Source organism: Selenomonas sp. oral taxon 149 str. 67H29BP (assembly GCF_000146365.1).
GTDB classification, from domain to species: domain Bacteria; phylum Bacillota; class Negativicutes; order Selenomonadales; family Selenomonadaceae; genus Centipeda; species Centipeda felix.
The window spans coordinates 759732-783506 of record NZ_GL397087.1 but is presented as its reverse complement, the minus strand read 5'-3'; the positions used below and the strand labels follow the sequence as shown (position 1 = coordinate 783506).

Genomic DNA, 23775 nt, shown 5'->3' with positions numbered 1-23775 from the left:
AATGAACGAGAATATCATCGAGATTTTCTCGACGGTTCAGGGCGAGGGGAAGTACGTCGGCTGCCGGCAGGTGTTCCTCCGCCTTGAGGGCTGCAATCTCCACTGCAGCTACTGCGATACGAACAGCGCGGTCGGAATGCACCCCGACTGTGTCGTGGAGGAGGGAGCGGGGACGTATCATCTCGTCCCTTACCCGAATCCCATCTCGCCGCAGCGTGCGGCGGAGCTGGTGGAGATCGCGGCGGCGGGCGTACCGCATCAGGCGCTCAACATTACGGGCGGCGAGCCGCTGCTGCACGCTGCGTTCATCCACGCCCTGGCGCCGCATGTGCATCTGCCGATTTATCTGGAGTCGAACGGAACGCTCCATGAGGAACTGAAAAAGTGCGTTGACTGCGTGGCGGGCATCAGCATGGACATCAAGCTGCCCTCTGCGACGACACATCCCGTCTGGGATGCGCATGTGCGCTTTCTGGAGATCGCAAAGGCGAAGGATACGTGGGTCAAGATTGTCGTCGCGGGGGAGAGCCCTGACGGCGAAGTCGATACCGCCATTCGCCTCGTGGCGGATATCGCCCCGGAGACGATGCTGATTCTGCAGCCCGTGACGCCCTACGGCGGATGTACGAAGCCCTCGCCCGAGCAGCTGCTCGCATGGCAGGAGAACGCGCTGCGGCGCCTTGCGCATGTGCGTGTGATCCCGCAGACCCATCGGATGATGGATATGCTTTAGGGGCGCACGGATAAAGACCTCGGTACATGATTCCCACAAAAACTATTGACGGATATGGTAAACTAAAACAAAACGATCACAGGAATTAAGGGATCGCTGAACGTATCAGCGATTTCTTTGAGGAAAGAACAACAGACGATGAAGATTATTGACGCCCATCTGCACTATGGCAGAGGGGAGTATTTTGATACCGTCGCACGTGCGGCGGGGCACGAGAACACAGAGGCGGCTCTGCGGCGCGACTGCCGTGCAGCGGGGATTGTCCACGGTGTTATCATGGGCAATCTCCCCGTGGAGGAGCTCGCGCCGAACTATCCCGATCTCTTTCACTACTGTGTCGGGATCGCGGGCGACGGCGGACAGACGGAGATGAGTGCTGCGCGCATTGAGCAGCTCCTGCCTGCCCTCGAGCAGCATCTTCGGAGCGAGCGCTGCGTCGGCATCAAGCTCTATCCCGGCTACAATTATTTCTATCTCTATGACGATATGCTTGCCCCCGTCTACGAACTCGCGGCACGGTACGGAAAGCCCGTCGCCGTACACACGGGACTGACTGCGACGGAAAAGGCGCTGCTGAAGTATGCGCATCCGAATGTCATGGATGAGGCGGCGACGAAGTTCCGTCAGGTGGATTTCGTCATGTGCCATCTGGGGGAGCCGTATTTCGTTGATGCCATTGCGGTGATGGAGAAGAATCCGAATGTCACCGCCGATCTCTCGGGGATGCTTGAGGGAAAGATTGTGGATTTCGAGCGCTTCTGTGCGCGGAAGCATTTCTATATCGAGCAGCTGCGCGGCTGGCTCGCGTACCTGAATGCGTACGATCGGCTGATGTTCGGCACGGATTGGCCGCTGGCAAACTTCGGCGACTATGTCGCATTCACGAAGCTCCTCATTCCCGAGGAGCACTGGGATGCTGTGTTTTATGAGAATGCGGTGCGGATCTATCATCTGCGCCTGACATGAGGAATACTATGGCGATACTTGACATCAAGAAGGCGGGGGATCCCGTCCTGAAACAGACGGCGGAGCCGATCGAACGCCTCACGAAGCGGCATCGGCAGCTGCTCGACGATATGGCGGAAACGATGTATGCTGCTGACGGCGTGGGCCTTGCTGCGCCGCAGGTGGGGAAGTCTCTGCGCATCGTTGTGATCGACGTGCAGGATGAGCACGGGCTCTTGGAGCTCGTCAATCCCGTCATCACCATGCGTGAGGGCAGCGTGACGGAGTCGGAGGGGTGCCTCTCCGTGCCGAAGGTGTACGGTGATGTGGAGCGCGCGGAGCGCGTGACGGTGGAGTATACCGACCGCCGCAGCCGCCGCCGCACATTGACGGCGGAGGGGCTTTTGGCGCGCTGCATTCAGCATGAGTGCGATCATCTTGAGGGGCGCCTCTTCATCGATATTGCCGTGCGCCTGCGCAAGGGGGAGGAAGAGGAATGACGCCGATGCGTACCGTCTTTATGGGGACGCCGGATTTTGCCGTGGCGATTCTTGCGGCGATGGCAGAGCGGCGCGATCTCACGGATATCGTCGCCGTTGTTACGCAGCCGGATCGCCCGCGCGGGCGCGGGAAGAAACTCAGCCCCTCTCCGGTCAAGGCGTGGGCGCTGTCACATGACATTCCCGTCCTCCAGCCTGCGCGCGCACGTGATGCGGCATTTGCCGAAGAGCTGCGCGCCCTCCGTCCCGATGTGGCGGTGGTGGCGGCATTCGGGCAGATCCTGACGCAGGAGATTCTGGATATCCCCGTGCATGGCTGCATCAATGTGCACGCGTCCCTGCTCCCGCTGTACCGCGGTGCTGCACCGATTCAGCACGCGGTGATGGACGGTGCCAAAATGACGGGGATTACGACCATGCAGATGGATGCGGGGCTCGACACGGGGGATATGCTCCTGCGGCGCGAGGTTCCCATCCATAGGGATACGACGTACGGAACGCTCCACGATGCCCTGATGAAGACGGGAGCGGCGCTCCTCGTGGAGACGCTGGAGCAGCTTGCCGCAGGGGTGCTCACGCGTACGCCGCAGACGGGGGAGAGCAGCTATGCCGCACGCATTACGCGCGAGACGGCACAGATCGACTGGTCGCGTACGGCACGGGAGCTCGATGCTCTCGTGCGCGGGCTGAACCCTGTGCCCTACGCGGAGACGCATCTGGGGGACGCACGGTATAAGATCGGTATGCTGTCCCTCACAGGGGAGCGGACCGATGCGCCGCACGGCACCATTCTCACGGCAGATCGGCGGGCAGGCCTGCGCGTCGCAGCGGGCGATGAGATCGTGCAGGTGACAGAGATTCAGGCACCCGGGAAACGGATGATGGCGGCATCCGACTTTTTGAACGGCTTTGCACTGACCACAGGAGCACGTTTTACATCATGAGTACGGAGACATTGACGGTCAACGGCGGCAAGGCGGGGGAGAAGAAGACGATTCGCCTGCCCTCACGGCCAAAGAAGCGTCTCTTCATCGGAATGCTCCTGCTCGTGACATTGCTTGCTGCCGTACTTCTCTTTGGCATTTGGTACATCGGCGTGCCGGGGCTCGAGCGCATCCAGCCGCTTCTGCCGTGGGCGATCGGTGCTCTGCTGACGGGCGCGGTACTCCTGTCCTTTTTCGGCATCTTCAACATGGTGCTTGCCGTCGCGGGGCTGCCGTACCTCCCGTGGATGAAGCGACAGACTTATGAGCTGATCAATCTGCTCTTTCCTGCTGCCGTACGCCTTGGAGCGCTCTTTGGCGTCAAGCGTCGTCGGCTGGAGGGCTCGTTTATCGCGGTCAGCAATCTGCTCTTTCACCGCATGCACATCCGCGTGCCCGCCAACCGCCTGCTCGTCGTAACACCGCACTGCCTGCAGCTCGCGAGCTGCCCGCACAAGGTGACGCGCGACCCAAACAACTGCAAGCGCTGCGGCGGCTGCAACATTGGCGATCTCGTCACGCTCTCTGAGGAGATGGGGTTCCATTTCTTTGTCGCGACAGGCGGGACACTGGCGCGGCAGGTCGTCTACAACACGCGGCCGAAGGCGGTGCTCGCGATTGCGTGTGAGCGCGATCTGATGAGCGGGATTCAAGACGTTTTTCCGCTCCCCGCTGTCGGGGTGCTCAACATCCGCCCGAACGGCCCCTGCTACAATACGAGTGTGGATATGGCGGAGGTACGCCGCCAGCTCGAAGAGATTATTGAATCCAACCCAAAGGACACATAGATGCCAAAGCAGTACGATGAGAAAAAGATCGACCGCATCCGCGAGCGTGCGATGCAGGTACTCCTGCGCGTGCACAGTGAGGGCGCATACGCGAATGTCGCTCTCGTCGATGCGCTGCGCGGTGCGGCGATGGCAGAGCGCGACCGCCGCTTTCTGACGGAGCTGGTCTACGGCACGGTGAAGGCGGGCGAGACGCTCGACGTCATGATTCGCCGCTATGTCGCCGATCTCAAAAAGGCGCAGCCGCCCATACGAGAGCTTCTGCGCCTTGGCTTTTACCAGATCTTCTTCATGGATAAAATTCCGTCGTCCGCCGTTTGTCACACAGCGGTGGAGCTCGCGAAAAAACACGGCGGAAAGGGCGCGGCGTCCTTTGTCAACGGCGTCCTGCGGACAGCGCTGCGCGAGCCGCAGCGCGCGGCTCTGCCGAAGGGGCGCGATGCGCGCTCGCTTGCTCTGCGGATGCAGCATCCCGTGTGGATGGTGAAGCGGTGGCTGCACGACTACGGCTATGAAGAGGCAGAGCGGCTGTGCCGCTGTGATAATGAGAGCGCGCCGCTCACGTTGCGGACGAATACCCTGCGCACGAGCCGCACTGCCCTCATGGAGCGACTGACGGCGGCAGGCGTTCGCGCCGATGCGTCGCTGCGCGTTCCCGAGGGCATTCTCCTGCGCACGCACGGGGCGCTCGATGCGCTCGCACCCCTGCGCGAGGGGCTGGCGCAGGTGCAGGACGAGAGCTCGATGCTCGTGGCGTATATCCTTGGCGCAGAGCCCGGCATGACGGTGATCGATGCCTGTGCCGCCCCGGGCGGCAAGACAACGCATATCGCCCAGCGGATGGAAAATCGCGGGCGCATTTTAGCGTTTGATATCTATGAGGAAAAGCTGGGGCGCATCATGCGCAACGCGGAGCGGCTCGGCATCTCCATCATCGAGACGCAGCTCCTCGATGCGCGTGAGATTGGTGCGCACTATGGTGTGTGTGCTGACCGTGTTCTCGTGGATGCGCCGTGCTCAGGGCTCGGCGTCCTGCGTCGCAAACCCGATGCACGCTGGCGCAAAAGCCCGTCGGACGCGAAGACCCTGCCGCCGCTGCAGCTCGCGATTTTGGCGAGTGCGGCGCGGACAGTGAAGCAGGGCGGTGTCCTCGTCTACAGTACCTGCACGATGGAGCGCAGCGAGAATGCCGCCGTGGTAGAGGCGTTTCTGCGCGGGCATGAGGACTTCGTCCTCGAGGAGACGGGGGCATTTTTGCCGGAGCAAAAAACAGCAGATCGCATGGTACAGATCATGCCGGAGACGGGCGGGCCGGACGGCTTCTTTATCGCCCGTATGAGACGCCGATGAATATTTTTGGATGGATGAAGACAGAGCTTGCCGATGCCCTCCGCGAGGAGGGGATTCCCCGCTTCCGTGCCGATCAGATCATCCGCTGGATGTATCAGCGCGGCGCGGTCTCTTTTGATGTCATGGACAATCTGCCGAAGCTGCTGCGCGCGCAGCTGGCGGAACGCTTTTCAATCGAGCGGCCGCAGGTCGGTGCGCGCCTGACGTCGGCAGACGGCGCGACGATCAAGCTGCTCTATGCGTTTGCCGATGGGCAGACGGCGGAGACGGTGCTTATGCGCCATCCCTATGGCAACAGTGTCTGTGTCTCGACGCAGGCGGGCTGCCGCATGGGCTGTGCATTCTGCGCGTCGACGCTGCACGGTCTGGCGCGTAATTTGACCGTGGGGGAGATCGCCGCGCAGGTGATTGGCATGGCGGATTACCTGCGGCAGGAGGGCGCGCGCGTCGATACCATTGTCGTCATGGGCTCGGGCGAGCCGATGGAGAACTACGATAACGTAATCGGCGCGCTGCGCCTTTTGCATGCGGAGGAGACCATCGGGCTCAGCTATCGCGGGATGACGCTCTCGACCTCGGGGATTGTTCCGGGAATTTTGCGCCTTGCGGAGGAGGGGCTTCCAATCTCGCTCTCCATTTCGCTTCACGCGCCGACGGAGGAACTGCGTTCCTCGCTGATGCCTGTCAACCGCATGTACCCCATGGCGGAGGTGCTGCGGGCGGCAGAGCTCTATGCGGCGCGGACGAAGCGGCGTGTGACCTACGAGTACATCCTCATCCGTGATGTGAATGACGGCGTGCGCGAGGCAGAGCAGCTCGCACGCCTCCTGCGCGGACAGCTGGCAAGCGTCAATCTCATCCCGATCGACCCCGTTGCCGAGCGGCATCTCTTTCGTCCGCCGCGCGAGACGGTGCTTCGCTTTCAGCGGATTCTCGAGGCGCATCATGTCACGGCGACCGTGCGCCGCGAGATGGGGACAGATATTCAGGCGGCCTGCGGACAGCTGCGCAGCCGTCTCATGGAAGCAGGACTATAATTTTTTCAAGATTTATGCTATGATATAGAAGTTGTTTTGTATTTGTATGAAGCATGTGGATTTTCCTGTGCTTTGCGACCAAAGGAGAGCGATGCATGATGATGGATCGCGTGGAATCGTTTCTGGGGGATCACATTGAGGGATTCTTCAACCGCAAGTTCAGCAGTCATCTGGAGCCGGTTGAACTGATCAAGGGGCTGGAAAAAGAGGCGAAGCGTCAGAACAGCGCCTCTCTTGCTAATGCGTATATCATCTCTCTCGGGACGGAGGACTATCAGCGGCTCTGCTCCCACCGTGTGGTGGATGAGCTGGGAACGGCACTCAAGCGCTGTATCATCCGTGAGGATCTCTATATGGAAGGGCGGCTCAGCATTTCGTTTGACGTCGACGCGTCACTGCGCGCGGGCTCATACCGTCTGGTGGGGCGGATGCAGCAGGATCACGTACCGGAGCCGAGCGACGCCGTTCCGCATGACACGCTCGCGCAGACCATCGTGCTTGAGCGGCCATCCCTGCGCGATGGACGTTGTCTCGATCTGCCGCCCGAGCATGAGCTCGCGGAGCTCACAGTACTCAGCGGGGCGGATGAGGGCGTTGTGATGCCGCTCGGCGAGCGCAAGATCTATATGGGGCGGATGCCGCGCAATGAGTTCATCCTGACGGACAGCAATATTTCCCGCGTGCATGCGTGGGTTTCCTACGAGCGGCATCGGCATGTTCTCTACGATGCGCAGAGCCGCAACGGTACATTTATCAACGGAGAGCGGAGAGAGATGCAGTGCCTGAGGAATGGAGATGAGATCCGCCTCGGGACGACGGCGCTCCGCTATGAGGTGCGCTGATGCCGGCACTGGTTCTGAAAGCACTGCGCGTTGTCCTAGAATACGGCGCGCTGCTCTGGCTCGCCTATGCCGTCCTGCATCTTGGGCGGCAGATGTTCACGGCGCTGCGTGCCGATATACGAGCACCGCACACGCCGGCGCAGACCGCCGGGGCGGCACTTGTCGTGCTTGCCGGCGAGGGGCTGGAGGGGCGGCGTTATCCCGTGGGGCATGAGCTGTCCATCGGGCGCAGTCCGGACAATGACATCGTTCTTGACGACAGTTTCGTCTCGCATCATCATGTCCTGATTTATCAGCGCGAGAACGCGTATATCGCAGAGGATCTCGGCAGTCGGAATCACACGTATCTGAACGACGGTCAGCTCAGCGGGCGCGCCTATCTGCGCGCGGGTGATGTCCTGCGCATCGGTGCTGTGTCGCTGCGGTTTGAGAGGTAAATACATGATCGAGGTTTCAAGCGCATCGGACATCGGACGCGTGCGCACATCGAACGAGGACAGCTGCGGCGTGTTTTCGCCCGCTGTCTACGTCGTGGCGGATGGGCTCGGCGGACACGCGGCAGGCGAGGTGGCAAGCCGCATCGTCGTCGCCGCTGTGCATGATATGGCAAATGCCGGAGAGCCCATTGACACGGCAGCGCTCAAGAGTGCCGTCCTGCGCGCCAATCAGCAGGTGCTGGATGCTGCCGCCAAGAACTCCGCCTATGAGGGGATGGGCTCGACGGCGACGGTGCTCCATATCGACGAGGAGGCGCAGACGGCGTGCTATGCGCACGTCGGTGACAGCCGTCTCTATCTCCTGCGCGCCGGGGCGCTGCGCAGGATTTCGCGCGACCACTCCTACGTGGAGGAATTGGTTGCCCGTGGGGAACTGAGCGAGGCGGAGGCGCAGCATCATCCGCGCAAGAACTATCTGCTGCGTGCCGTCGGGGTCGAGGAGCGCCTGCACGTGGATGGAGATACGTTCCCCGTCATGGCAGGAGACCGCTTCCTCCTCGCCACGGACGGTCTGACCAATATGGTGGAGGATGCGGATCTGTGTGCGCTGCTCGGCGGGAATCCCGACGATGCAGCGCGGCAGATGGTGGAGTGTGCCCTCGATGCGGGCGGAACGGACAATGTGACGGCGATTGTCATCGCCTGTGATCCGTCATGATGCTCAAGACGAGACTCGCCCCGCTGGGCATTCTCCTCTGCGGGCTCGGTGTTCTCCTGCTGAAGCATGGGGCGGGACAGCCGGGGTGGCATTTTGACTGGCAGCGAGATCTGCCCTATCTGCCCGATCTCGGCGTCCTCGTGCTCTGCGGTGCGGCGGGGTACATCTTGGCGGCGCGGCGTCATCTGGACACGGTACCGCTTGCCCTTGCCTATACACTACTCGCTGTGGGGCTCATCGAGGTGGCGCGGCTGAAGCCCGATCTCTTTGCCGCCCAGCTGCGCTGGGCATGTGTCGGCACCGCCGCGTGGATGCTGGTGCTCCTCTTTTGGGCACGGCTGCGTCGGATGCTCGCCTACCCCTATGTGCTCGGTGCAGCGACGACCATCGTTCTGCTCCTGCCGCTGCTCTTTGGCGTCTCCATTGGCGGCAATAAGAACTGGCTGGCGTTCGGAGCATTCTCTGTGCAGCCCTCGGAGTTTGGGAAAATTCTTCTCGTATTCTTCCTCGCGGCGTATCTTGCCGATCATCATGCCGTGCTGACCTTGCCGGCGCGCCGCGTTGCCTTTCTTCATCTGCCGCCCGTGCGCTTTATCGCGCCGCTCGTGGCACTCTGGGGGCTCTCGGTGCTGATGTTTGTTATTGCACATGACCTTGGCGCGGCGCTCTTCTTCTTCGGCATGGCGGTGGTCATGACCTATATGGGGACGGGGCGCAAGTCGTATGTGTTCCTCGCCGGCGTGTTCATTCTGGCTGCGGCGGCACTCAGCTATATGCTCTTTGGGCACGTGCGCGTGCGCTTTGATATCTGGATGCACCCGTGGGCAGATCCCAACGGGATGTCGTATCAGATCGTCCAATCCCTCTTTGCCATCGGCAGCGGCGGCATCTGGGGGACAGGGCTCTCCGAAGGTCATCCCGGGCTCATCCCCGAGGTGCACACCGATTTTATCTTTTCGGCGATTGCTGAGGAATTTGGGCTGATCGGTGCCGTTTTTGTCCTCATGGCGTATGCGCTGCTCTTTTGGCGCGGCATTCAGATCGCGCTGCGGCAGACGCGGATGGAGGAGACGCTCCTCGCTGCGGGGGCTGCGGTCGCGCTCCTGCTGCAGGCGTTCATCATTGTGGCGGGCGTCACGAAGCTCCTGCCCCTGACGGGCATTACCCTGCCATTTGTCAGCTACGGGGGCAGCTCGATGGCGGCGAGTTTTGTCTTCCTCGGGATTCTGACTGCGCTCTCTGCCCCACGCAAGGAGGCGGCATCATGACGGATGGAAAAATGCGCCGCCATATCGCAGCGGCGGCAGCCTGCCTCCTCGTCCTCATCGCCGTCCAGATTCTCTATCTGGTCAAGATTTCTGTGTGGGACGGCGCGTCGCTCGCTGCGCATCCGCTCAATATGCGCTCTGCTCTCATGGAGGAGGATATACGGCGCGGGCGCATCCTCGATCATACGGGGCGCGTTCTCGCGGAGAGCGATGCTGCAGGAAACCGCTCCTATCCCTATGGCGCTGTGCTCGCCCCTGTGACAGGGTACCGCACGGATCGCCATGGGGCGACGGGCATCGAACAGACGGAGGGAACGCCGCTCAGCGGTGTAACGAACGATGTCGCGGGCATGGGGCCGCTGCGTACACTGCTCCGCGCCGATGCGGGCTATGATGTCCGCCTCACTGTCGATGCGGAGCTCTCACAGACCGCGTACCGTGCTCTCGGCGAGCACCGTGGTGCCGTCGTCGTAATGGATGCGGAGACGGGCGCCCTCCTAGCGATGGTGAGTACGCCGTCCTTTGACCCGTCCGTGACCGAGCGCTCATGGGATACGCTCTCATCGCGTGCGGACAGCCCGCTCGTCAATCGTGCCGCGCAAGGGCTCTACCCGCCCGGCTCGACCTTCAAGACATTGGTCGCCGATGCAGCGCTCGCCACGGGCGTCACGACGACGGATGAGATCTTCGACTGCACGGGTGAGCTCGCGATCGGCAGGGACTATGTCCTGCATGAGCCGCACGGCGAGGTACACGGGCGTCTGCGTCTGGCGGATGCCCTGCGCGAATCGTGCAACATCACCTTTGCGACCCTCGCCATGCGCATGGGGGACAAGGGGCTCAGTGATGCCTTTGACCGCTTCGGGATCGGGGCAGAGCTAAGCGCGCCGGAGGTTTCCATGGCGGCGGCACACGTTCCCGCCCTGCGCGGGCTAAGTGATGGGGAGATCGCTCAGCTCGGCTTCGGGCAGGGGCAGCTGCTCGTCACGCCGCTGCAGATGGCACTCGTTGCCGATGCGTTCGCAAACGGCGGGCGTATCATGCAGCCCTACCTCGTGGATGCCGTCCTGACGACGGGCGGAATCGCACTGGAGACATCCAGCCCGAAGGTATGGCGGACGGCGACGACCCCCGAGCGTGCGGGCATCATCGACGGGGACATGGCGGGGGTTGTCGCCTCCGGGACAGGCACGGCGGCAGATGTCGCGGGCGTGCGTGTGACGGGCAAGACCGGTACAGCGGAGAACGCCACCGGTACGGATCACGCATGGTTCATCGGCTCGGCAGAGCGCGGCGGACGCAAGATCGTCCTCTCCGTCCTCGTGGAGGAGGGAGGCTTTGGCGGCAGAGCCGCAGCGGGCATCGCCCGTCAGATCATACGTACATATTTCGAGGGCTGACACCCTCATACATCGAGCCTCCCCCTACAGGCAGAGGCGATAGGAGGAACAAACATGGTCGAGCGTGTCTTGGATGGACGCTACGCACTGGAGATGCTCGTAGGCAGCGGCGGCATGGCAGATGTCTATCGGGCGAAAGATCAGCTCCTGGAACGCACGGTTGCCGTAAAGATTCTGCATCAGCAGTATGAGCACGACACGGAGTTTATCGGTCGCTTCCAGCGTGAGGCAAAGGCTGCGGCGCGCATTACGCATCCCAACATCGTCAATGTCTACGATGTCGGTGTCGCTGAAGGGCGTCACTACATCGTCATGGAGTATGTGCCGGGGCGTACACTGAAGGAACGCATCAAGGAAGAGGGAGCGCTGCCTGTGGCACAGGCACTCCACATAGCAAAACAGATTGCCGGTGCACTGGCACAGGCGCACGCGAACAATCTCGTGCACTGCGACATCAAGCCGCACAACATCCTCGTCATGCCCGACGGAAATGTCAAGGTGGCGGATTTCGGCATCGCACGCGCGGTCACCGAGTCCACCATGACATACAACGACAACATCATGGGCTCGGTGCACTACTTCTCCCCGGAGCAGGCGCGAGGCACGATCATCACGCCGAAGTCCGACGTGTACTCCCTCGGCGTTGTCCTCTATGAGATGCTCTCGGGTCATATTCCCTTTGACGGCAATACGGCAGTGAGCATTGCGCGCAAGCATCTCGAGGAGGAGCCGCAGCCGCTCCGCCGCCTCGTGCCCGGCATTTCTCCCGTTGTTGAGGCCCTCGTGGCACGCATGATGGCGAAGGATCCCGCACAGCGGCCGGACAGCAGCACCCTTGCTGTGGATATCGCTCATACGGAGCAGCTGCTGCACGGCGATCAGACGACCGCCGTCCCTGCCTTTGATCCGGATGCGACGCGCGTCCTCAGCCCGCAGGAGGCGCAGGAGATTCACGCTGCCGTGCCGATGGAGGATGATGCGGAACCCGTACCGACGAATGAGCGTCCGTTCTATCAGAAAAAGAAGTTTAAGTTCGGCATAGTTCTCGTTCTTCTCCTGGGATTTTTCACTGGATTTTTCCTCAGCTTCGGCAAGTTCTGGAGCTCGGTTGAGGTCACTGTGCCCGATGTAACGGGAAAGCAGCTGACGCTCGCACGTCAGATCCTCGAGGATCAGCATCTGCGCGTCACCGTGGCGGAGACCTATGATGCGTCCGTGCCCGTCGGCATCGTCGTTTCACAGACCCCCGAGGCGGGCGTGACGGTCAAGGAAGAGCGTACGGTCACCATCTACGTCAGCAAGGGCGGCGAGGAGATTGAGATGCCGAACCTGCGCGGACTGAAAAAAGAAGACGCGATCAGCAAGCTCGAAAAGATGGGCCTGCGTCTCGGTTCGGCATACGAGACGTACTCGGATGAGGACAGCGGTACGGTCATTTCGCAGGATCCGCGCAGCGGGTCGCGTATCAGCAAGGGGCAGAGTGTCGATATCACCGTCAGCAAGGGACAGAAGGTCAAGAAGGTCGCTGTTCCCAATGTACAGGGAGTCCCGCTCGATCGCGCACGCGCGATGCTGGAGGGCAGCGGCCTGAAGGTCGGCAGCACGGCGGAGGAAACGAGCACGCAGGCGGAAGGAACGGTCATCCGTCAGTCGCCTGCGGCGGGGACGGAGGCGGAGGCCGGCACAGCTGTGCGCCTGACCGTTTCGAGCGGCAAGGGCGCTGAGACGAAGAGCAGCGGGAAAAACAGCGAACCGAAGAAGAGCGATAAAGGCTCTGCGGGACGACGTATCCAGACGGAAAAGACAGAGTAGGGAGGTGGCTGTGCATCAGTACGGACGGATTCTGAAGGTCTACAACAGCGTTGTCCACGTCTCTGTGGATGGTGCGGAGATGCTATGCAAGCTGCGCGGAAAGAGTATGCGCGGGCGGGATGCACTGCTTCCCGGCGATGTTGTGCATGTAGCGTGCGGCGCAGACGGTGAAGGCGTGATCGAGGGGACAGAGCCGCGTACGTCCCTCCTCGCGCGTCCGCGCGTGGCGAACCTCACGCAGATCGTCATCACTGCGGCGGCGGCGTCACCTGACCCGCACCCGCTTGTCGTCAGCCGCTTTCTCGTGCTCGCCGAACACAGCGGCATACGGAACATCGTGCTCTGCATCAACAAGATTGACCTGATCGACGGGGAGGCAGCAGCGCGCCTCTGCGCGCCGTACGAGGCGGCGGGGTATCCTGTCCTTCCCGTTTCGGCAGCGGAGGGGACGGGCATTGCGGCACTGCGGGAAAGACTGAGCGGTGAGATCACCGTCTTTGCGGGGCCATCGGGCGCAGGAAAATCCTCCCTGCTCAATGCGATGGATTCGTCCCTCGGTCTGGCGGTGGGGGCAGTCAGTGAGAAAATCGGACGCGGGCGGCATACGACGCGCCGCGCCGAACTCCTTCCCTTTGCGGACGGCTATGTTGTCGATACGCCGGGCTTTACCCAGCAGGAACTGACGGGCGTCGCAGCGGACGACCTCGCGGGCTGCTTTCCTGAGTTCCTGCATTTTCTGGGATGCCGCTTTACGCCGTGCAGCCACAGTCATGAGCCGGACTGTGCCGTCAAGGCGGCGGCAGAGGAGGGGCGGCTCGCGTGTGAGCGGTACGATGCCTACATCGCACTTCTCAAAGAAATTCGGTCGGCTAGAAAATAGGAGACAGATCCATGGCACATGAACACGAATACGAAGAAGAGATCATGGAGGAAGAGGCACATATCCACGTTGAGCGTCCGACGATTGTTGCGCCGTCCATCCTCTCGGCGGATTTTGCGAATCTCGGGGCAGAGGTGCGCCGCGTCGAGGAAGCGGGAGCAGAGTACATCCACATTGACGTGATGGATGGGACGTTTGTGCCGAATATCACGATGGGGGCATGTGTGGTTGAGAGCCTGCGCAAGGTGTCCAAGACGGTCTTTGACGTGCATCTGATGGTTGAGCACCCCGAGACGCACATCGAGAGCTTTGCGCGCGCGGGGGCGGACATCATCACCTTTCATGTCGAGGCGACGCGTCACGCGCACCGCGTCATCCAGCAGATCAAGGCGGCGGGCTGCCGTGCGGGCATCGCACTGAATCCCGGCACCTCCATCTACACGCTCGAGGAGCTGATCGACGATGTCGACATGGTGCTCCTCATGACGGTGAACCCCGGCCTTGGCGGGCAAAAGTTTATCGAGAACACGCTCGGGAAGATACATGCCCTCTACCATACGATTGAGGGGAATGAGCTGGATGTCGACATCGAGGTCGATGGCGGAATCAATGCAGAGACGGCGGAGTCCGTCCGCTCTGCGGGAGCGAATGTGCTCGTCGCCGGATCGTATATCTACGGTGCGGCAGATGTATCTGCCGCCATCGCGTCGCTGCGCGGCTGATTGAGAGAGGGGGACAGTATGGGAGAACGCGCGGTCATCCTGCTCTCGGGCGGACTGGACAGCTGTACCTGCATGGCGATCGCCCATGCGGCGGGACAGGAGCTCTATCCGATCAGCTTTAACTATCATCAGCGCCACAGTCGTGAGCTGGATGCGGCAAAGAGCATTGCCGCTCACTACCATGCGGCAGAGCATCTCATCATCGAAACGAATATGGACGCCATCGGCGGCTCGGCGCTGACCGACAGTGCCATTGATGTCCCTCAGGGCGATGCGGAGCGGACGGACATACCCGTCACGTACGTGCCCGCTCGCAACCTCATCTTCCTCAGCTACGCCGTCGGCTATGCGGAGCGCGTCGGCGCAGCGCACGTCTACATCGGCGTGAACTCTGTGGACTACTCGGGCTATCCCGACTGCCGCCCCGCATTTATTGCGGCGTTTCAGCGCGCGGCCGATGCGGCGACGGCGGCATCGGCAGAGAATGGACGGCGCATCGTCATCGAGACGCCGCTCCAGCATCTCTCCAAAGGGGAGATCATCCGCCGCGGCGATGCGCTCGACGCGCCCTACGCCCTGACGACGAGCTGCTATCAGGGCGGCTCTGTGGCGTGCGGCGTCTGTGACAGCTGCCTTCTGCGGCTGCGCGGCTTTGCTGAGGCAGGTCTGCATGATCCCATCCCGTATGCTGAGGGGAAGAACTGATGCAGGACGTACAGAGCAGGGAGGACGGGCGCGGCATCGCCATTCAGCGCGTCGGGGTCAAGGACGTACGCCTTCCCTTTCTCATCAAAAAACAGGCGGGCGGCTATCAGCAGGTGCTGGCTACGATTACCTTCACCGTCTCCCTGCCGATGGAGTTCAAGGGAACGCACATGAGCCGTTTCCTCGAGATTTTGCTTCCGTGGAGCGAGAAGCCTCTCGCCGAGGAGGAGATGGATGCGATGCTCACGGAGGCACTTGATCGTCTCCACGCCGAGGCGGCAGAGGTGCGGCTCGCATTTACCTACTTCCTCGAAAAGAGAGCACCCGTCAGCGGACGCACCTCCCTCCTCGATGTCGATGCGTCCTTTACGGGACGCAAGCGGCGCGGGCTGCCGATGGAGTTTGAGCTGGGACTGTCCATGCCGTTCACCTCGCTCTGTCCGTGCAGCAAGGAGATTTCCTCCTATGGGGCACACAATCAGCGCTCGCGGGCATGCGTGCGGCTTCGCTTCCACGAGAGCGTGCCGTGCATCTGCATCGAGGATCTGGCGAAGCTTCTCGAGCAGCAGGGCTCTGCGCCCATCTATCCGCTGCTGAAGCGCGCCGATGAGAAATACGTCACAGAGGAAGCGTACGAGCATCCGAAATTTGTCGAGGATATCCTGCGTGATACAGTCCTTGCTCTCCGGCAGCTGCCGGGGCTTGCGTACTTCTCGCTCGCCTGTGAGAATGAGGAGTCCATCCACAGCCACAATGCCTTTGCGGCACATGAAGAATGGTTGAATTAGAGAAAAGGGGAGGAGAGGCAGATTATGCGCAAATTCATACGACGCTTCCTCCTCCTTTTCATTCTTGTCGTCGGCATCTCGACCGCCGTCATCTACACGACGGTGGACATCAATACGCTGCAGAATCTGAATCAATTTCAGCCGTGGTCGCTCGCCCTCGCGCTCTGCGCTATCGCATTTGGAATGTTCTTTGACGGCAGCCGCCTGATGCATCTCGTCCGCATCTCAAATGAACGGATTACACTCTATCAGGCGGTGCAGGTGATCTTCGGCAACTATTTTCTCGCCCTTCTGACCCCTGGTGCAACGGGCGGCGCCGTGGCACAGGTCATGTTCCTGCGCCATGCGGGTGTGCCTACGGGGAAGGCGGCCGTGCTCGTCATCGTGCGCACGCTGCTCTCGATCTTCTTTTTGGCCCTCTGCATGCCGCTGATTTTCCTGCACGATGAGGGCATTGTCCCGGGGATATCGAACGATGTTCTCATGGCGATTACCCTCACCGCGTTTGTCGGCATCATTCTCATCGTCGTCAGCGCACGGCGCGGCTATCTGGACTATCTCGTCGTGCGGATCGCGCGACGCCTGCGCGACCATCGGCGACGCAAGCTCTTTGCCTTCTACCGCGACACGAAGAGCGCCATCTCCCTTCTGCTCGACGCGCCGCGTCAGATGCTCGTGGTATTCGTCGAGTCCGGGCTGAACCTCCTTTGTATCTACGCCGTTGTGCCATGTCTCTTGCTGGGGCTCGGCGTCACGGATGCCGATTGGTACACCGTCATGGGGCGCATGATCTTTCTCAATATGCTCCTCTACTTTAGTCCAACGCCGGGCGGCTCGGGCATCGCTGAGGGCGGATTCGTCCTCCTCTTTTCCTCCGTCGTCCCTGCGGGGACGGTTGGCATCGTTGCCGTTTGCTGGCGGCTCATCGCCGAGTATCTTCCATTTCTCATCGGTTTTTACTACACCGTTACCGTCTTTGGCCGTGAGTTTTTACGGCGGTATTGAGCTATCTCCGGCTGCACGACATCCGCTCGTGCAGATTTTTTGTGTTGTGAAATATGTGGGGGGGATTCAGCTCGTGACGACCTCTTTTCTCCTATTCCTTTACGATTGCTTCAATAAAGTTGACGAATCGCATTCCTTTCGTTTCAATCACAAAAATTGCGTCAATCCAGAGACGGAGTTTCAATCTGTAATTCCATAAGAATAAAAATAAACATCTTTATAGCAGTATGAAATATGGATATACTATACTTAACTTACTATGTCGGCCATGGGAGCTGATATGGAAATCGACGGCTTCGGTGCTCTGGCCGGAGAATGCTGCATCATTCCATTAAGGGGGAAGTGTAAGAAATGGGACTTAGAACCAAATCTGTCTTGTTTTTTGATCTGTGTGTGGTGCTGATCTGTGTGTGGTGCTGATCTGTGTCTGCATGGCACTGATCGGATGGGAGAGTGCCAACAGCGGCTTTAACTCTGCCCTGCAGACACAGGCAGTATTAAATGTCAAGCTGATCTTTGAAAACATGGATGTCCGCTACCCGGGGGATTGGTCGCTGCAGGACGGAAAGCTCTATAAGGGCGATCACCGTTTCGGCGACAATCAGGTGGTTGCCGACAAACTCGGCGAGATCTGTCAGGGCCACGTCACCTTCTTTGCAGAGGATGTCGGTGTCTCGACGAACCTCAAGAAGGCAAACGGAGAACGCAATGTCGGCACAAAGGCGAGCGCAGAGGTGGCCGATATTGTCATTAAAGGGAATAAGGAACACAGCGGTATGGTAGCGATTGACGGCATCGACTATCTGGGGGCGTACGTACCTTTGCGAAATGCGAGCGGTCAGGCGATTGGCATGCTATTCGTCGGTATCGGCTCGTATGTCATGGATGATGTGCGCCATCAGTTCCTCATGGTTACGGTCGTCGCCTCTATCCTCGTCATTCTCATTCTGAGTGTGCTCTCCTATGTGGCAATATCGGCAGATCACTGAAGCCTATTGAGGATCTCACCGAGAGCCTGGGAAGGATTGCAAAGGGCGATCTTCGCGTTGCTGATCTGGACGAATCCCGCGAAGACGAGATCGGTATACTTGCACATAGTGCAAACGCGATGAAGAATCGTCTGCGTGAGGTCATGTCGAATGTCTCCCGGTCGGCAGAGACTGTTGCGGCGTCGTCGGAGCAGCTGACGGCGAGCACACAGGAGACCCTCGAATCCATTACGCATGTCGCACAGAACACCACCTCGCTTGCAGAGGGAGCAGCGGAACAGAAAGATACGGCAGATGCTGTTGCCGCCATCCGTCAGGGGAATGAGAACGTCGATGAGGGGGCCTCTGTCGTTGCGTCCTCGGGTGAGGCGTTCCGTACTGTGGCGGAGAATTTTACGGAACTTGGCAGGAACATTCGCCTTGCTTCGGACGAAGTTGGTGTTGTCAGCAAGGCAAGGGATGACATGATCGAATCGTTGAAGCGCGTCGAAGACATCTCGCGCAAGGCAGCGGATGATACGCAGACCATCTCGGCAGCTGTGGAGGAGCAGGCTGCTGCGATGCACGAGATGGCAGATGCAAGCAATACGCTTGCGACGCTTGCACAGGAACTCCAGAACGAGGTGCAGAAGTTCCACCTGTAAAAACTGATCGAGAGAGAAATTTGAATGCCGCAGGGCGTCAACGCTGACGCCCTGCGGCATTCGTGTTTTTAAGGAAGCACTGATAAATTCAGCAACGCCGTCTTAGTACATCTTTTTCGCCCTGTCTGTGCCCTAGAATCCTCCACATAGCCTCTGCTATGCGTCCGGTTTGTCTCCTTGACAGGACAAAAAATCCGCACCAATCCAAGGGACTGTTTTATCAGCGATTCCATGAGATATATTTGACAAAAATCAAAAAGTCAAATATAATAATATCAAATATGCAAAGAACACAAAGAAGGTGGTATGATGAGCAACATTGCCGATATGATAGAATCCTATATCCTGCGCCAGCTGGCCGCCCGTCAGGACGGGAAGGTCGAACTGCGCAGGACGGATATTGCCGATGAGATTTCGTGTGCACCGTCCCAGATCAGCTATGTGCTCTCAACGCGGTTTACGCAGGATAAGGGCTTCGTGGTGGAGTCACGGCGTGGCCTAGGCGGGTTCATCCGCATTGTGCAGGTGCCGCTCCATGATCTGGTTTACCGGGATATGATGTCGAAGATCGACGAGAATACGGACTGCGAGTCCGTACAGGCCATGCTGCGCTATCTCATGCAGCATGGGATGATTGAGACGCGTGAAGCAGCATTGATGCTGCAGATGCTAACAGGGCTCTTTCATGCGGAGTCACTCGATGCGAAGGAGCGCGTCCAAATGTTAAAGACGATGTTTTTGACACTGGAGAAATTTACGTAGCCGTTCGATAACATAGATAGAAGACGGCGGAGACCATTGGGAAGGACACATTGATGATCTGTGAGGAATGCGGCCGCAATGAGGCGATTGTGCACATCGTGCAGATCGGGCCGGGCGGCAAGAGTGAAAAGAATATATGTATGAGCTGCGCCGCGCGCTACGGTGCGTCGATCCTTCGCGCGCAGCAGGAGAATGTTTCGGCGGATGACTTCCTGAAGGGACTGTTTGGCAGCAATCAGGAGGAGAACGCAGAGGAGGAGGATGCACCGCGCATTACCTGTCCGAACTGCGGGATGCATTTTGACGATCTCTCGAAGACGGGGCAGATCGGCTGCTCGGTCTGCTATGAGACATTTCATCATGAGCTCGCGCCGCTCCTGCGGCGCATCCATGGAGCGAGTATTCACCGTGGAAAGATTCCGCGCCGCTCAGGCAGCGGGATCATGCTGCGCCGTGAGGCGGAGCAGCTCCGCACGCGCCTAAAGGAAGCCGTCGCCCATGAGGAGTATGAAAAGGCGGCAGAGCTGCGCGACCGGATTCGCTCGCTGGAGCAGCGGATGGAGGAGAGCAGTCATGGCGCTTGAGGATCTCCTGCGTGCGGAGCGGCTTCCGTGGTTTGCTGCGGGGGGACAGGATGCCGATGTCGTGCTCTCGAGTCGCGTACGCCTTGCCCGCAATCTTCTGCGCCTGCCGTTTCCGGGACGTGCCGATGAGGATCAGCTGGCGGAGATACGGCGCATCATGGATGAGGCACTGGCCAATATCAGCACAGTGTTCGGGCAGCCGTTTGAGCGCATCGCTGTCGACGCGCTGACGGATGTAGAACGGGCGGTGCTGATCGAAAAGCGGCTCATCAGTGAGAAGTTCGCTGCGGGGCAGCCGCAGCGCGCAGCCTACATCAGTGCCGATCTGGGAATCAGCATTCTCATCAATGAAGACGATCATCTCAAGATACAGGTGATGACGCCCGGTCTCTCCGTTGCGCAGGCATTTCGCACGGCGGCGAAGGTGGACGACTTTATTGAGGCGAAGCTGGATCTTGCCTTCGACGAGCGCATGGGCTATCTGACGGCACAGCCGACAAATCTCGGCACGGGACTGCGCGCCTCGGTCGTCGTCCATCTGCCGGGGCTGGTCTATACGCGCAACATCGAGAACATCAGTCATTCGTTTCCGCAGCTTGGCCTTGCCGTTCAGCCGCTTTATGGGGGCGGCGAGGGCGCGCATCTCTATAAAATTTCCAATCAGCTCACCCTCGGTTATGCAGAGGCAGAGATCATCGAGAACCTACGCGCTGCCGTGGGAGAGATCACCGCACATGAGCGGCGTGCACGCAAGGCACTTTCCTACGTCGGAAAGGACAGTGTTGAGGATGGCGTTTGGCGTGCATTCGGAATTCTTTCGTATGCAAGGTCACTGACAGAGGAGGAAACACTTGACCTGCTCTCGCGTGTGCGTTATGGTATAGACCGTGGGATCATCACCGGGGTGTCGGGGGACTGCTACGGTGAGATCATGGTTGCGGCGCGCGATGCCTATCTTCGGTATATGGCAGGCGGGGCGGAACAGTCCGCGGGGGAGATCGCTGGCATGCGCGCAGCGCGTGTGCGCGCGATTTTAGATCGATACAGAACACAGGGGTAAGGAGGGGAACAGCTTGAACTACCGTCAATTTTTTACGCAGACGGCGATTAAGGCCGTGGAGTTTTCGCAGTATATTGCACAGCGGCGCGGCAAGGGGTATATCGGTACCGGCCAGCTGCTGCTCGGTATTCTGCACATGCGCGATACGATTGCCGCCGAGACGCTGGATACATTCGGCGTGGACTACGACAGCGCAGAGCAGGTGATTCGGGAGGGGGACGGTTTTCAAGACGTCCTGACCCCAGAGGAGACGCCCTACTACACGCGGCGCGCACAGCGCGTCATGCAGGGGGCGATTGATACGGCGCGTGAAGCGCGCTCCTTCGTGACAACGGAGCATATTTTGCTCAGTCTGCTCTCCGAAGGTGAGGGGACGGCTGTCCGTACACTGGAGGATCTCGACGTCGATATCGAGGCTCTGCAGAGCGAGGTGAGTGCCAAGATGGACGACACGGAGGACGAGGTCAAAGAGAAATTCGCGCGCCGCAAGAGCGGCAAGGACACGCGCAAGGGGCTGCCCGCCTCACTGAAAAAGTTTGGCACGGATCTGACCGCAGCGGCCGGGGCAGGAAGTCTTGACCCCGTGATTGGCCGTACGGCGGAGATTGATCGCGTGATTCAGGTTCTGGCACGGCGGACGAAAAACAATCCGCTCCTGCTCGGTGAGGCGGGGGTCGGCAAGACGGCCATCGCCGAGGGACTGGCACGGCGCATTGCCGCCGGAGAGGTGCCCTTTCTGCTTGAGGACAAGCACATTGTGACGCTGTCGATGACGGCACTCGTCGCGGGTACGAAGTACCGCGGTGAGTTTGAGGAGCGTCTGAAAAATGTGGTGGATGATGTCATCAAGGCGAAGAACATCATTCTCTTCATCGATGAGATTCACACGCTCATCCGTGCGGGCGGTGCCGAGGGCGCACTCGATGCGGCAAACATCCTGAAGCCCGCTCTTGCGCGCGGTCAGATGCAGATTATCGGGGCAACGACGCTCAGCGAGTACAAGAAGTACTTTGCGAAAGACAGCGCGCTCGCACGGCGGTTTCAGTCGGTGACGGTCGATGAGCCGGATGCTGCGGATGCGGAGCAGATTCTCTTCGGTCTGCGCAGTCGCTATGAGGAGTTTCATCATGCGCGCATCGAGGATACGGCGATTACGGCGGCCGTGCGACTCTCGAAGCGGTACCTGACGGATCGCTTCCTGCCGGACAAGGCGATTGATCTGATGGATGAGGCATCCTCCCATGTGCGCATGAAGAGTGCGGGCGGGACGGATCGTCTGGTCGGCCTGCGCCGTGAGATCGCAGGGGTGGTCAAGGAGAAGGATGCCGCTGTCAGCAAGCAGGACTATGAGGCGGCAGCGCACCTGCGCGACCGCGAGAAGGATCTGCGCGCGAAGCTCGATGCATCCCGCAAGGGCGAGGATGCACGCATGGAGATCCGCGTGACGGAGGACGATATTGCGGCTGTGGTGGCACAGTGGACGGGCATTCCCGTGCAGCGCATCGCGGTCAAGGAATCCGACCGCCTGTTGGCACTTGAGTCGCAGATCGGCCGCCGCGTTATCGGGCAGGACGAAGCGGTGCATGCCGTGGCGCGTGCTGTCCGCCGCGCGCGTGCCGGTGTCAAGGATCCGCGTCGTCCGATCGGCTCGTTCCTCTTCCTCGGGGCGACGGGCGTCGGCAAGACGGAACTGGCGCGGGCACTCGCTGAGTCGGTGTTCGGCACCGAGGATGCGATCATCCGCTTCGATATGTCTGAATACATGGAAAAGCATACGACGGCACGTCTGGTCGGCGCGCCTCCGGGCTATGTCGGCTACGAGGAGGGCGGCCAGCTGACCGACGCCGTGCGGCGCAAGCCTTTTTCCATCATTCTCTTCGATGAGGTGGAGAAAGCTCACCCCGATGTCTTCCACATGCTGCTGCAGGTACTGGAGGACGGCCGCCTGACGGACGGACAGGGGCGCGTTACGGATTTCCGCAATACCATCATCATCATGACCTCGAATGCGGGGGCAGATCATCTGCGCTCGACCCGCGGCACCATCGGCTTTGCCGTCGGCGGGACGGCAGGATCTGACGAGGAGCAGGCGAAAAAGCGCGTCCTCGATGAGGTGCGACAGATCTTCCGCCCCGAGTTCCTCAACCGCGTGGACGATATGATTGTATTCAATGCGCTCGGTGAGCCGGAACTGACGAAGATTGTGGACATTCTCCTACGCGATGTGAAGCTGCGTCTTGCGGAGCAGGAGATCAACATGGAGGTCAGCCCGTCGGCGAAGCGCGTACTCATCACAAAGGGGACGGATGTCAAGTTCGGCGCGCGTCCGCTGCGGCGCGCCATCCAGAAGAACCTCGAAGATGCACTGGCAGAGCGTTTGCTCGCCCGTGACTTTGCGGCGGGGGATGTCATCTCCGTGCGAAAGCTCGGTGATGGATTGGACTTCGTGAAGAAGGACAAGACGCACAATCGACGGACGAAGAAGAATAATAAGAAGGAACCATGCCATGAAACGTGAGGGACGCAACGTACTTGCGCCGCACTCGCGGATGGGATGTTGGGGGGACTTTCTCGTCAACTTCGCATGGTCGCTGTTCTGGCTCGCACGGTCAGTGCGGCGAATGATTTTACTGCGGTGAATGGGGGCTGTTGCACGAAGCGAGGGACTTCGTGCAACAGCCCCGTCTTTGTGCCCCTTCCACCGCTTGCGCGGTTCCCCTTGCTGACCTGTCCAAGAAGCAAGTCCACAAGACGAAGCTGATTGGGTAACAGGTCGTATGGGAAAACGTCCCAAGAACACGAGCGACAGCGATGTGTGATTGG

General features: G+C 60.1%; 26 protein-coding genes and 1 pseudogene. 26 read left to right on the top strand and 1 reads right to left on the bottom strand.

All coding sequences use genetic code 11. The features are described from left to right. Nucleotide 1 precedes the first annotated feature (1 nt). The 21 genes and pseudogenes from HMPREF9166_RS03770 to HMPREF9166_RS12865 all read left to right on the top strand — a co-directional run bounded on the left by HMPREF9166_RS03770 (nt 2) and on the right by HMPREF9166_RS12865 (nt 18546). A complete protein-coding gene (locus tag HMPREF9166_RS03770; RefSeq protein ID WP_039980970.1) occupies nt 2–733 on the top strand; it encodes a 7-carboxy-7-deazaguanine synthase QueE in 732 nt (243 codons plus the stop codon). 138 nt (nt 734–871) lie between these two features. Then, entirely contained in the window at nt 872–1699 is an 828-nt protein-coding gene (locus HMPREF9166_RS03765) for an amidohydrolase family protein (RefSeq protein ID WP_009442731.1), read from the top strand. 8 nt (nt 1700–1707) lie between these two features. Further along, on the top strand, nt 1708–2178 hold the full coding sequence (gene def, locus HMPREF9166_RS03760) for a peptide deformylase (protein WP_039980968.1): 471 nt from the start codon (nt 1708–1710) through the stop codon (nt 2176–2178). 5 nt (nt 2179–2183) lie between these two features. After that, complete coding sequence (gene fmt, locus HMPREF9166_RS03755) at nt 2184–3122, top strand: methionyl-tRNA formyltransferase (RefSeq protein WP_175279247.1); 939 nt, start codon at nt 2184–2186, stop codon at nt 3120–3122. Further along, nucleotides 3119–3949, top strand: coding sequence for a DUF116 domain-containing protein (locus HMPREF9166_RS03750; protein WP_009442728.1), 831 nt, complete (start codon nt 3119–3121; stop codon nt 3947–3949). The genes fmt and HMPREF9166_RS03750 overlap by 4 nt, the downstream gene beginning before the upstream one ends. Then, the gene (gene rsmB, locus HMPREF9166_RS03745; protein ID WP_009442727.1) at nt 3950–5299 is read left to right on the top strand and encodes a 16S rRNA (cytosine(967)-C(5))-methyltransferase RsmB; all 1350 of its coding nucleotides are present in this window, start codon (nt 3950–3952) and stop codon (nt 5297–5299) included. Beyond that, entirely contained in the window at nt 5296–6336 is a 1041-nt protein-coding gene (rlmN, locus tag HMPREF9166_RS03740; protein WP_009442726.1) for a 23S rRNA (adenine(2503)-C(2))-methyltransferase RlmN, read from the top strand. The genes rsmB and rlmN overlap by 4 nt, the downstream gene beginning before the upstream one ends. Before the next feature lie 98 nt (nt 6337–6434). After that, nucleotides 6435–7178: an FhaA domain-containing protein gene (locus tag HMPREF9166_RS03735; RefSeq protein ID WP_039981583.1), complete on the top strand. Its 744-nt coding sequence runs from the start codon at nt 6435–6437 to the stop codon at nt 7176–7178. Continuing rightward, the gene (locus tag HMPREF9166_RS03730; RefSeq protein WP_009442724.1) at nt 7178–7615 is read left to right on the top strand and encodes an FHA domain-containing protein; all 438 of its coding nucleotides are present in this window, start codon (nt 7178–7180) and stop codon (nt 7613–7615) included. The genes HMPREF9166_RS03735 and HMPREF9166_RS03730 overlap by 1 nt, the downstream gene beginning before the upstream one ends. 4 nt (nt 7616–7619) lie before the next feature. Then, entirely contained in the window at nt 7620–8333 is a 714-nt protein-coding gene (locus HMPREF9166_RS03725; protein ID WP_009442723.1) for a Stp1/IreP family PP2C-type Ser/Thr phosphatase, read from the top strand. Continuing rightward, on the top strand, nt 8330–9601 hold the full coding sequence (locus HMPREF9166_RS03720; protein WP_009442722.1) for an FtsW/RodA/SpoVE family cell cycle protein: 1272 nt from the start codon (nt 8330–8332) through the stop codon (nt 9599–9601). The genes HMPREF9166_RS03725 and HMPREF9166_RS03720 overlap by 4 nt, the downstream gene beginning before the upstream one ends. Next, nucleotides 9598–11001, top strand: a complete 1404-nt coding sequence (locus HMPREF9166_RS03715; RefSeq protein ID WP_009442721.1) for a penicillin-binding protein 2 — start codon at nt 9598–9600, stop codon at nt 10999–11001. The genes HMPREF9166_RS03720 and HMPREF9166_RS03715 overlap by 4 nt, the downstream gene beginning before the upstream one ends. 54 nt (nt 11002–11055) lie before the next feature. Beyond that, nucleotides 11056–12813: a Stk1 family PASTA domain-containing Ser/Thr kinase gene (pknB, locus tag HMPREF9166_RS03710; RefSeq protein ID WP_009442720.1), complete on the top strand. Its 1758-nt coding sequence runs from the start codon at nt 11056–11058 to the stop codon at nt 12811–12813. 10 nt (nt 12814–12823) lie between these two features. Then, nucleotides 12824–13693 carry a ribosome small subunit-dependent GTPase A gene (gene rsgA / locus HMPREF9166_RS03705; protein WP_039980966.1) on the top strand — a complete coding sequence of 290 codons (870 nt, stop codon included), beginning with the start codon at nt 12824–12826 and terminating at the stop codon, nt 13691–13693. An 11-nt stretch (nt 13694–13704) separates the two neighbouring features. Next, nucleotides 13705–14415 carry a ribulose-phosphate 3-epimerase gene (rpe, locus tag HMPREF9166_RS03700; RefSeq protein ID WP_009442718.1) on the top strand — a complete coding sequence of 237 codons (711 nt, stop codon included), beginning with the start codon at nt 13705–13707 and terminating at the stop codon, nt 14413–14415. Between the two features lie 18 nt (nt 14416–14433). Beyond that, entirely contained in the window at nt 14434–15120 is a 687-nt protein-coding gene (gene queC, locus HMPREF9166_RS03695; RefSeq protein ID WP_009442717.1) for a 7-cyano-7-deazaguanine synthase QueC, read from the top strand. Further along, entirely contained in the window at nt 15120–15908 is a 789-nt protein-coding gene (folE2, locus tag HMPREF9166_RS03690; protein WP_009442716.1) for a GTP cyclohydrolase FolE2, read from the top strand. The genes queC and folE2 overlap by 1 nt, the downstream gene beginning before the upstream one ends. Nucleotides 15909–15932: 24 nt before the next feature. Next, nucleotides 15933–16913, top strand: a complete 981-nt coding sequence (locus HMPREF9166_RS03685) for a lysylphosphatidylglycerol synthase transmembrane domain-containing protein (protein WP_009442715.1) — start codon at nt 15933–15935, stop codon at nt 16911–16913. 410 nt (nt 16914–17323) lie between these two features. Then, nucleotides 17324–17902 carry a cache domain-containing protein gene (locus tag HMPREF9166_RS12875; protein WP_039980964.1) on the top strand — a complete coding sequence of 193 codons (579 nt, stop codon included), beginning with the start codon at nt 17324–17326 and terminating at the stop codon, nt 17900–17902. Further along, nucleotides 17887–17982, top strand: a pseudogene (locus HMPREF9166_RS13275) (hypothetical protein); the annotation flags it as partial. The gene HMPREF9166_RS12875 and the pseudogene HMPREF9166_RS13275, both read left to right, overlap by 16 nt. Before the next feature lie 39 nt (nt 17983–18021). Next, complete coding sequence (locus HMPREF9166_RS12865) at nt 18022–18546, top strand: hypothetical protein (RefSeq protein ID WP_009442713.1); 525 nt, start codon at nt 18022–18024, stop codon at nt 18544–18546. Nucleotides 18547–18614: 68 nt separating this feature from the next. On the opposite strand, the gene HMPREF9166_RS12860 is transcribed toward HMPREF9166_RS12865, so the two are convergent. Further along, the gene (locus HMPREF9166_RS12860; protein ID WP_071586072.1) at nt 18615–18779 is read right to left on the bottom strand and encodes a secretion protein HlyD; all 165 of its coding nucleotides are present in this window, start codon (nt 18777–18779) and stop codon (nt 18615–18617) included. 76 nt (nt 18780–18855) lie between these two features. On the opposite strand from HMPREF9166_RS12860, the gene HMPREF9166_RS03670 reads away from it, so the two are divergent. From HMPREF9166_RS03670 to HMPREF9166_RS13240, 5 genes are read left to right on the top strand one after another with little or no spacing between them, the layout of a single operon-like run. Beyond that, nucleotides 18856–19308: a CtsR family transcriptional regulator gene (locus tag HMPREF9166_RS03670; RefSeq protein ID WP_039980962.1), complete on the top strand. Its 453-nt coding sequence runs from the start codon at nt 18856–18858 to the stop codon at nt 19306–19308. A gap of 53 nt (nt 19309–19361) precedes the next feature. Next, nucleotides 19362–19892, top strand: a complete 531-nt coding sequence (locus HMPREF9166_RS03665) for a UvrB/UvrC motif-containing protein (RefSeq protein WP_009442711.1) — start codon at nt 19362–19364, stop codon at nt 19890–19892. Next, complete coding sequence (locus HMPREF9166_RS03660) at nt 19882–20952, top strand: ATP--guanido phosphotransferase (protein ID WP_009442710.1); 1071 nt, start codon at nt 19882–19884, stop codon at nt 20950–20952. Before HMPREF9166_RS03665 ends, HMPREF9166_RS03660 begins: the two co-directional genes overlap by 11 nt. 13 nt (nt 20953–20965) lie before the next feature. Then, nucleotides 20966–23470 (top strand): ATP-dependent Clp protease ATP-binding subunit, encoded by a 2505-nt coding sequence (locus HMPREF9166_RS03655; protein ID WP_009442709.1) that lies wholly within the window; start codon nt 20966–20968, stop codon nt 23468–23470. After that, nucleotides 23460–23591: a hypothetical protein gene (locus HMPREF9166_RS13240; RefSeq protein ID WP_009442708.1), complete on the top strand. Its 132-nt coding sequence runs from the start codon at nt 23460–23462 to the stop codon at nt 23589–23591. Before HMPREF9166_RS03655 ends, HMPREF9166_RS13240 begins: the two co-directional genes overlap by 11 nt. The last annotated feature ends 184 nt before the right edge of the window (nt 23592–23775 follow it).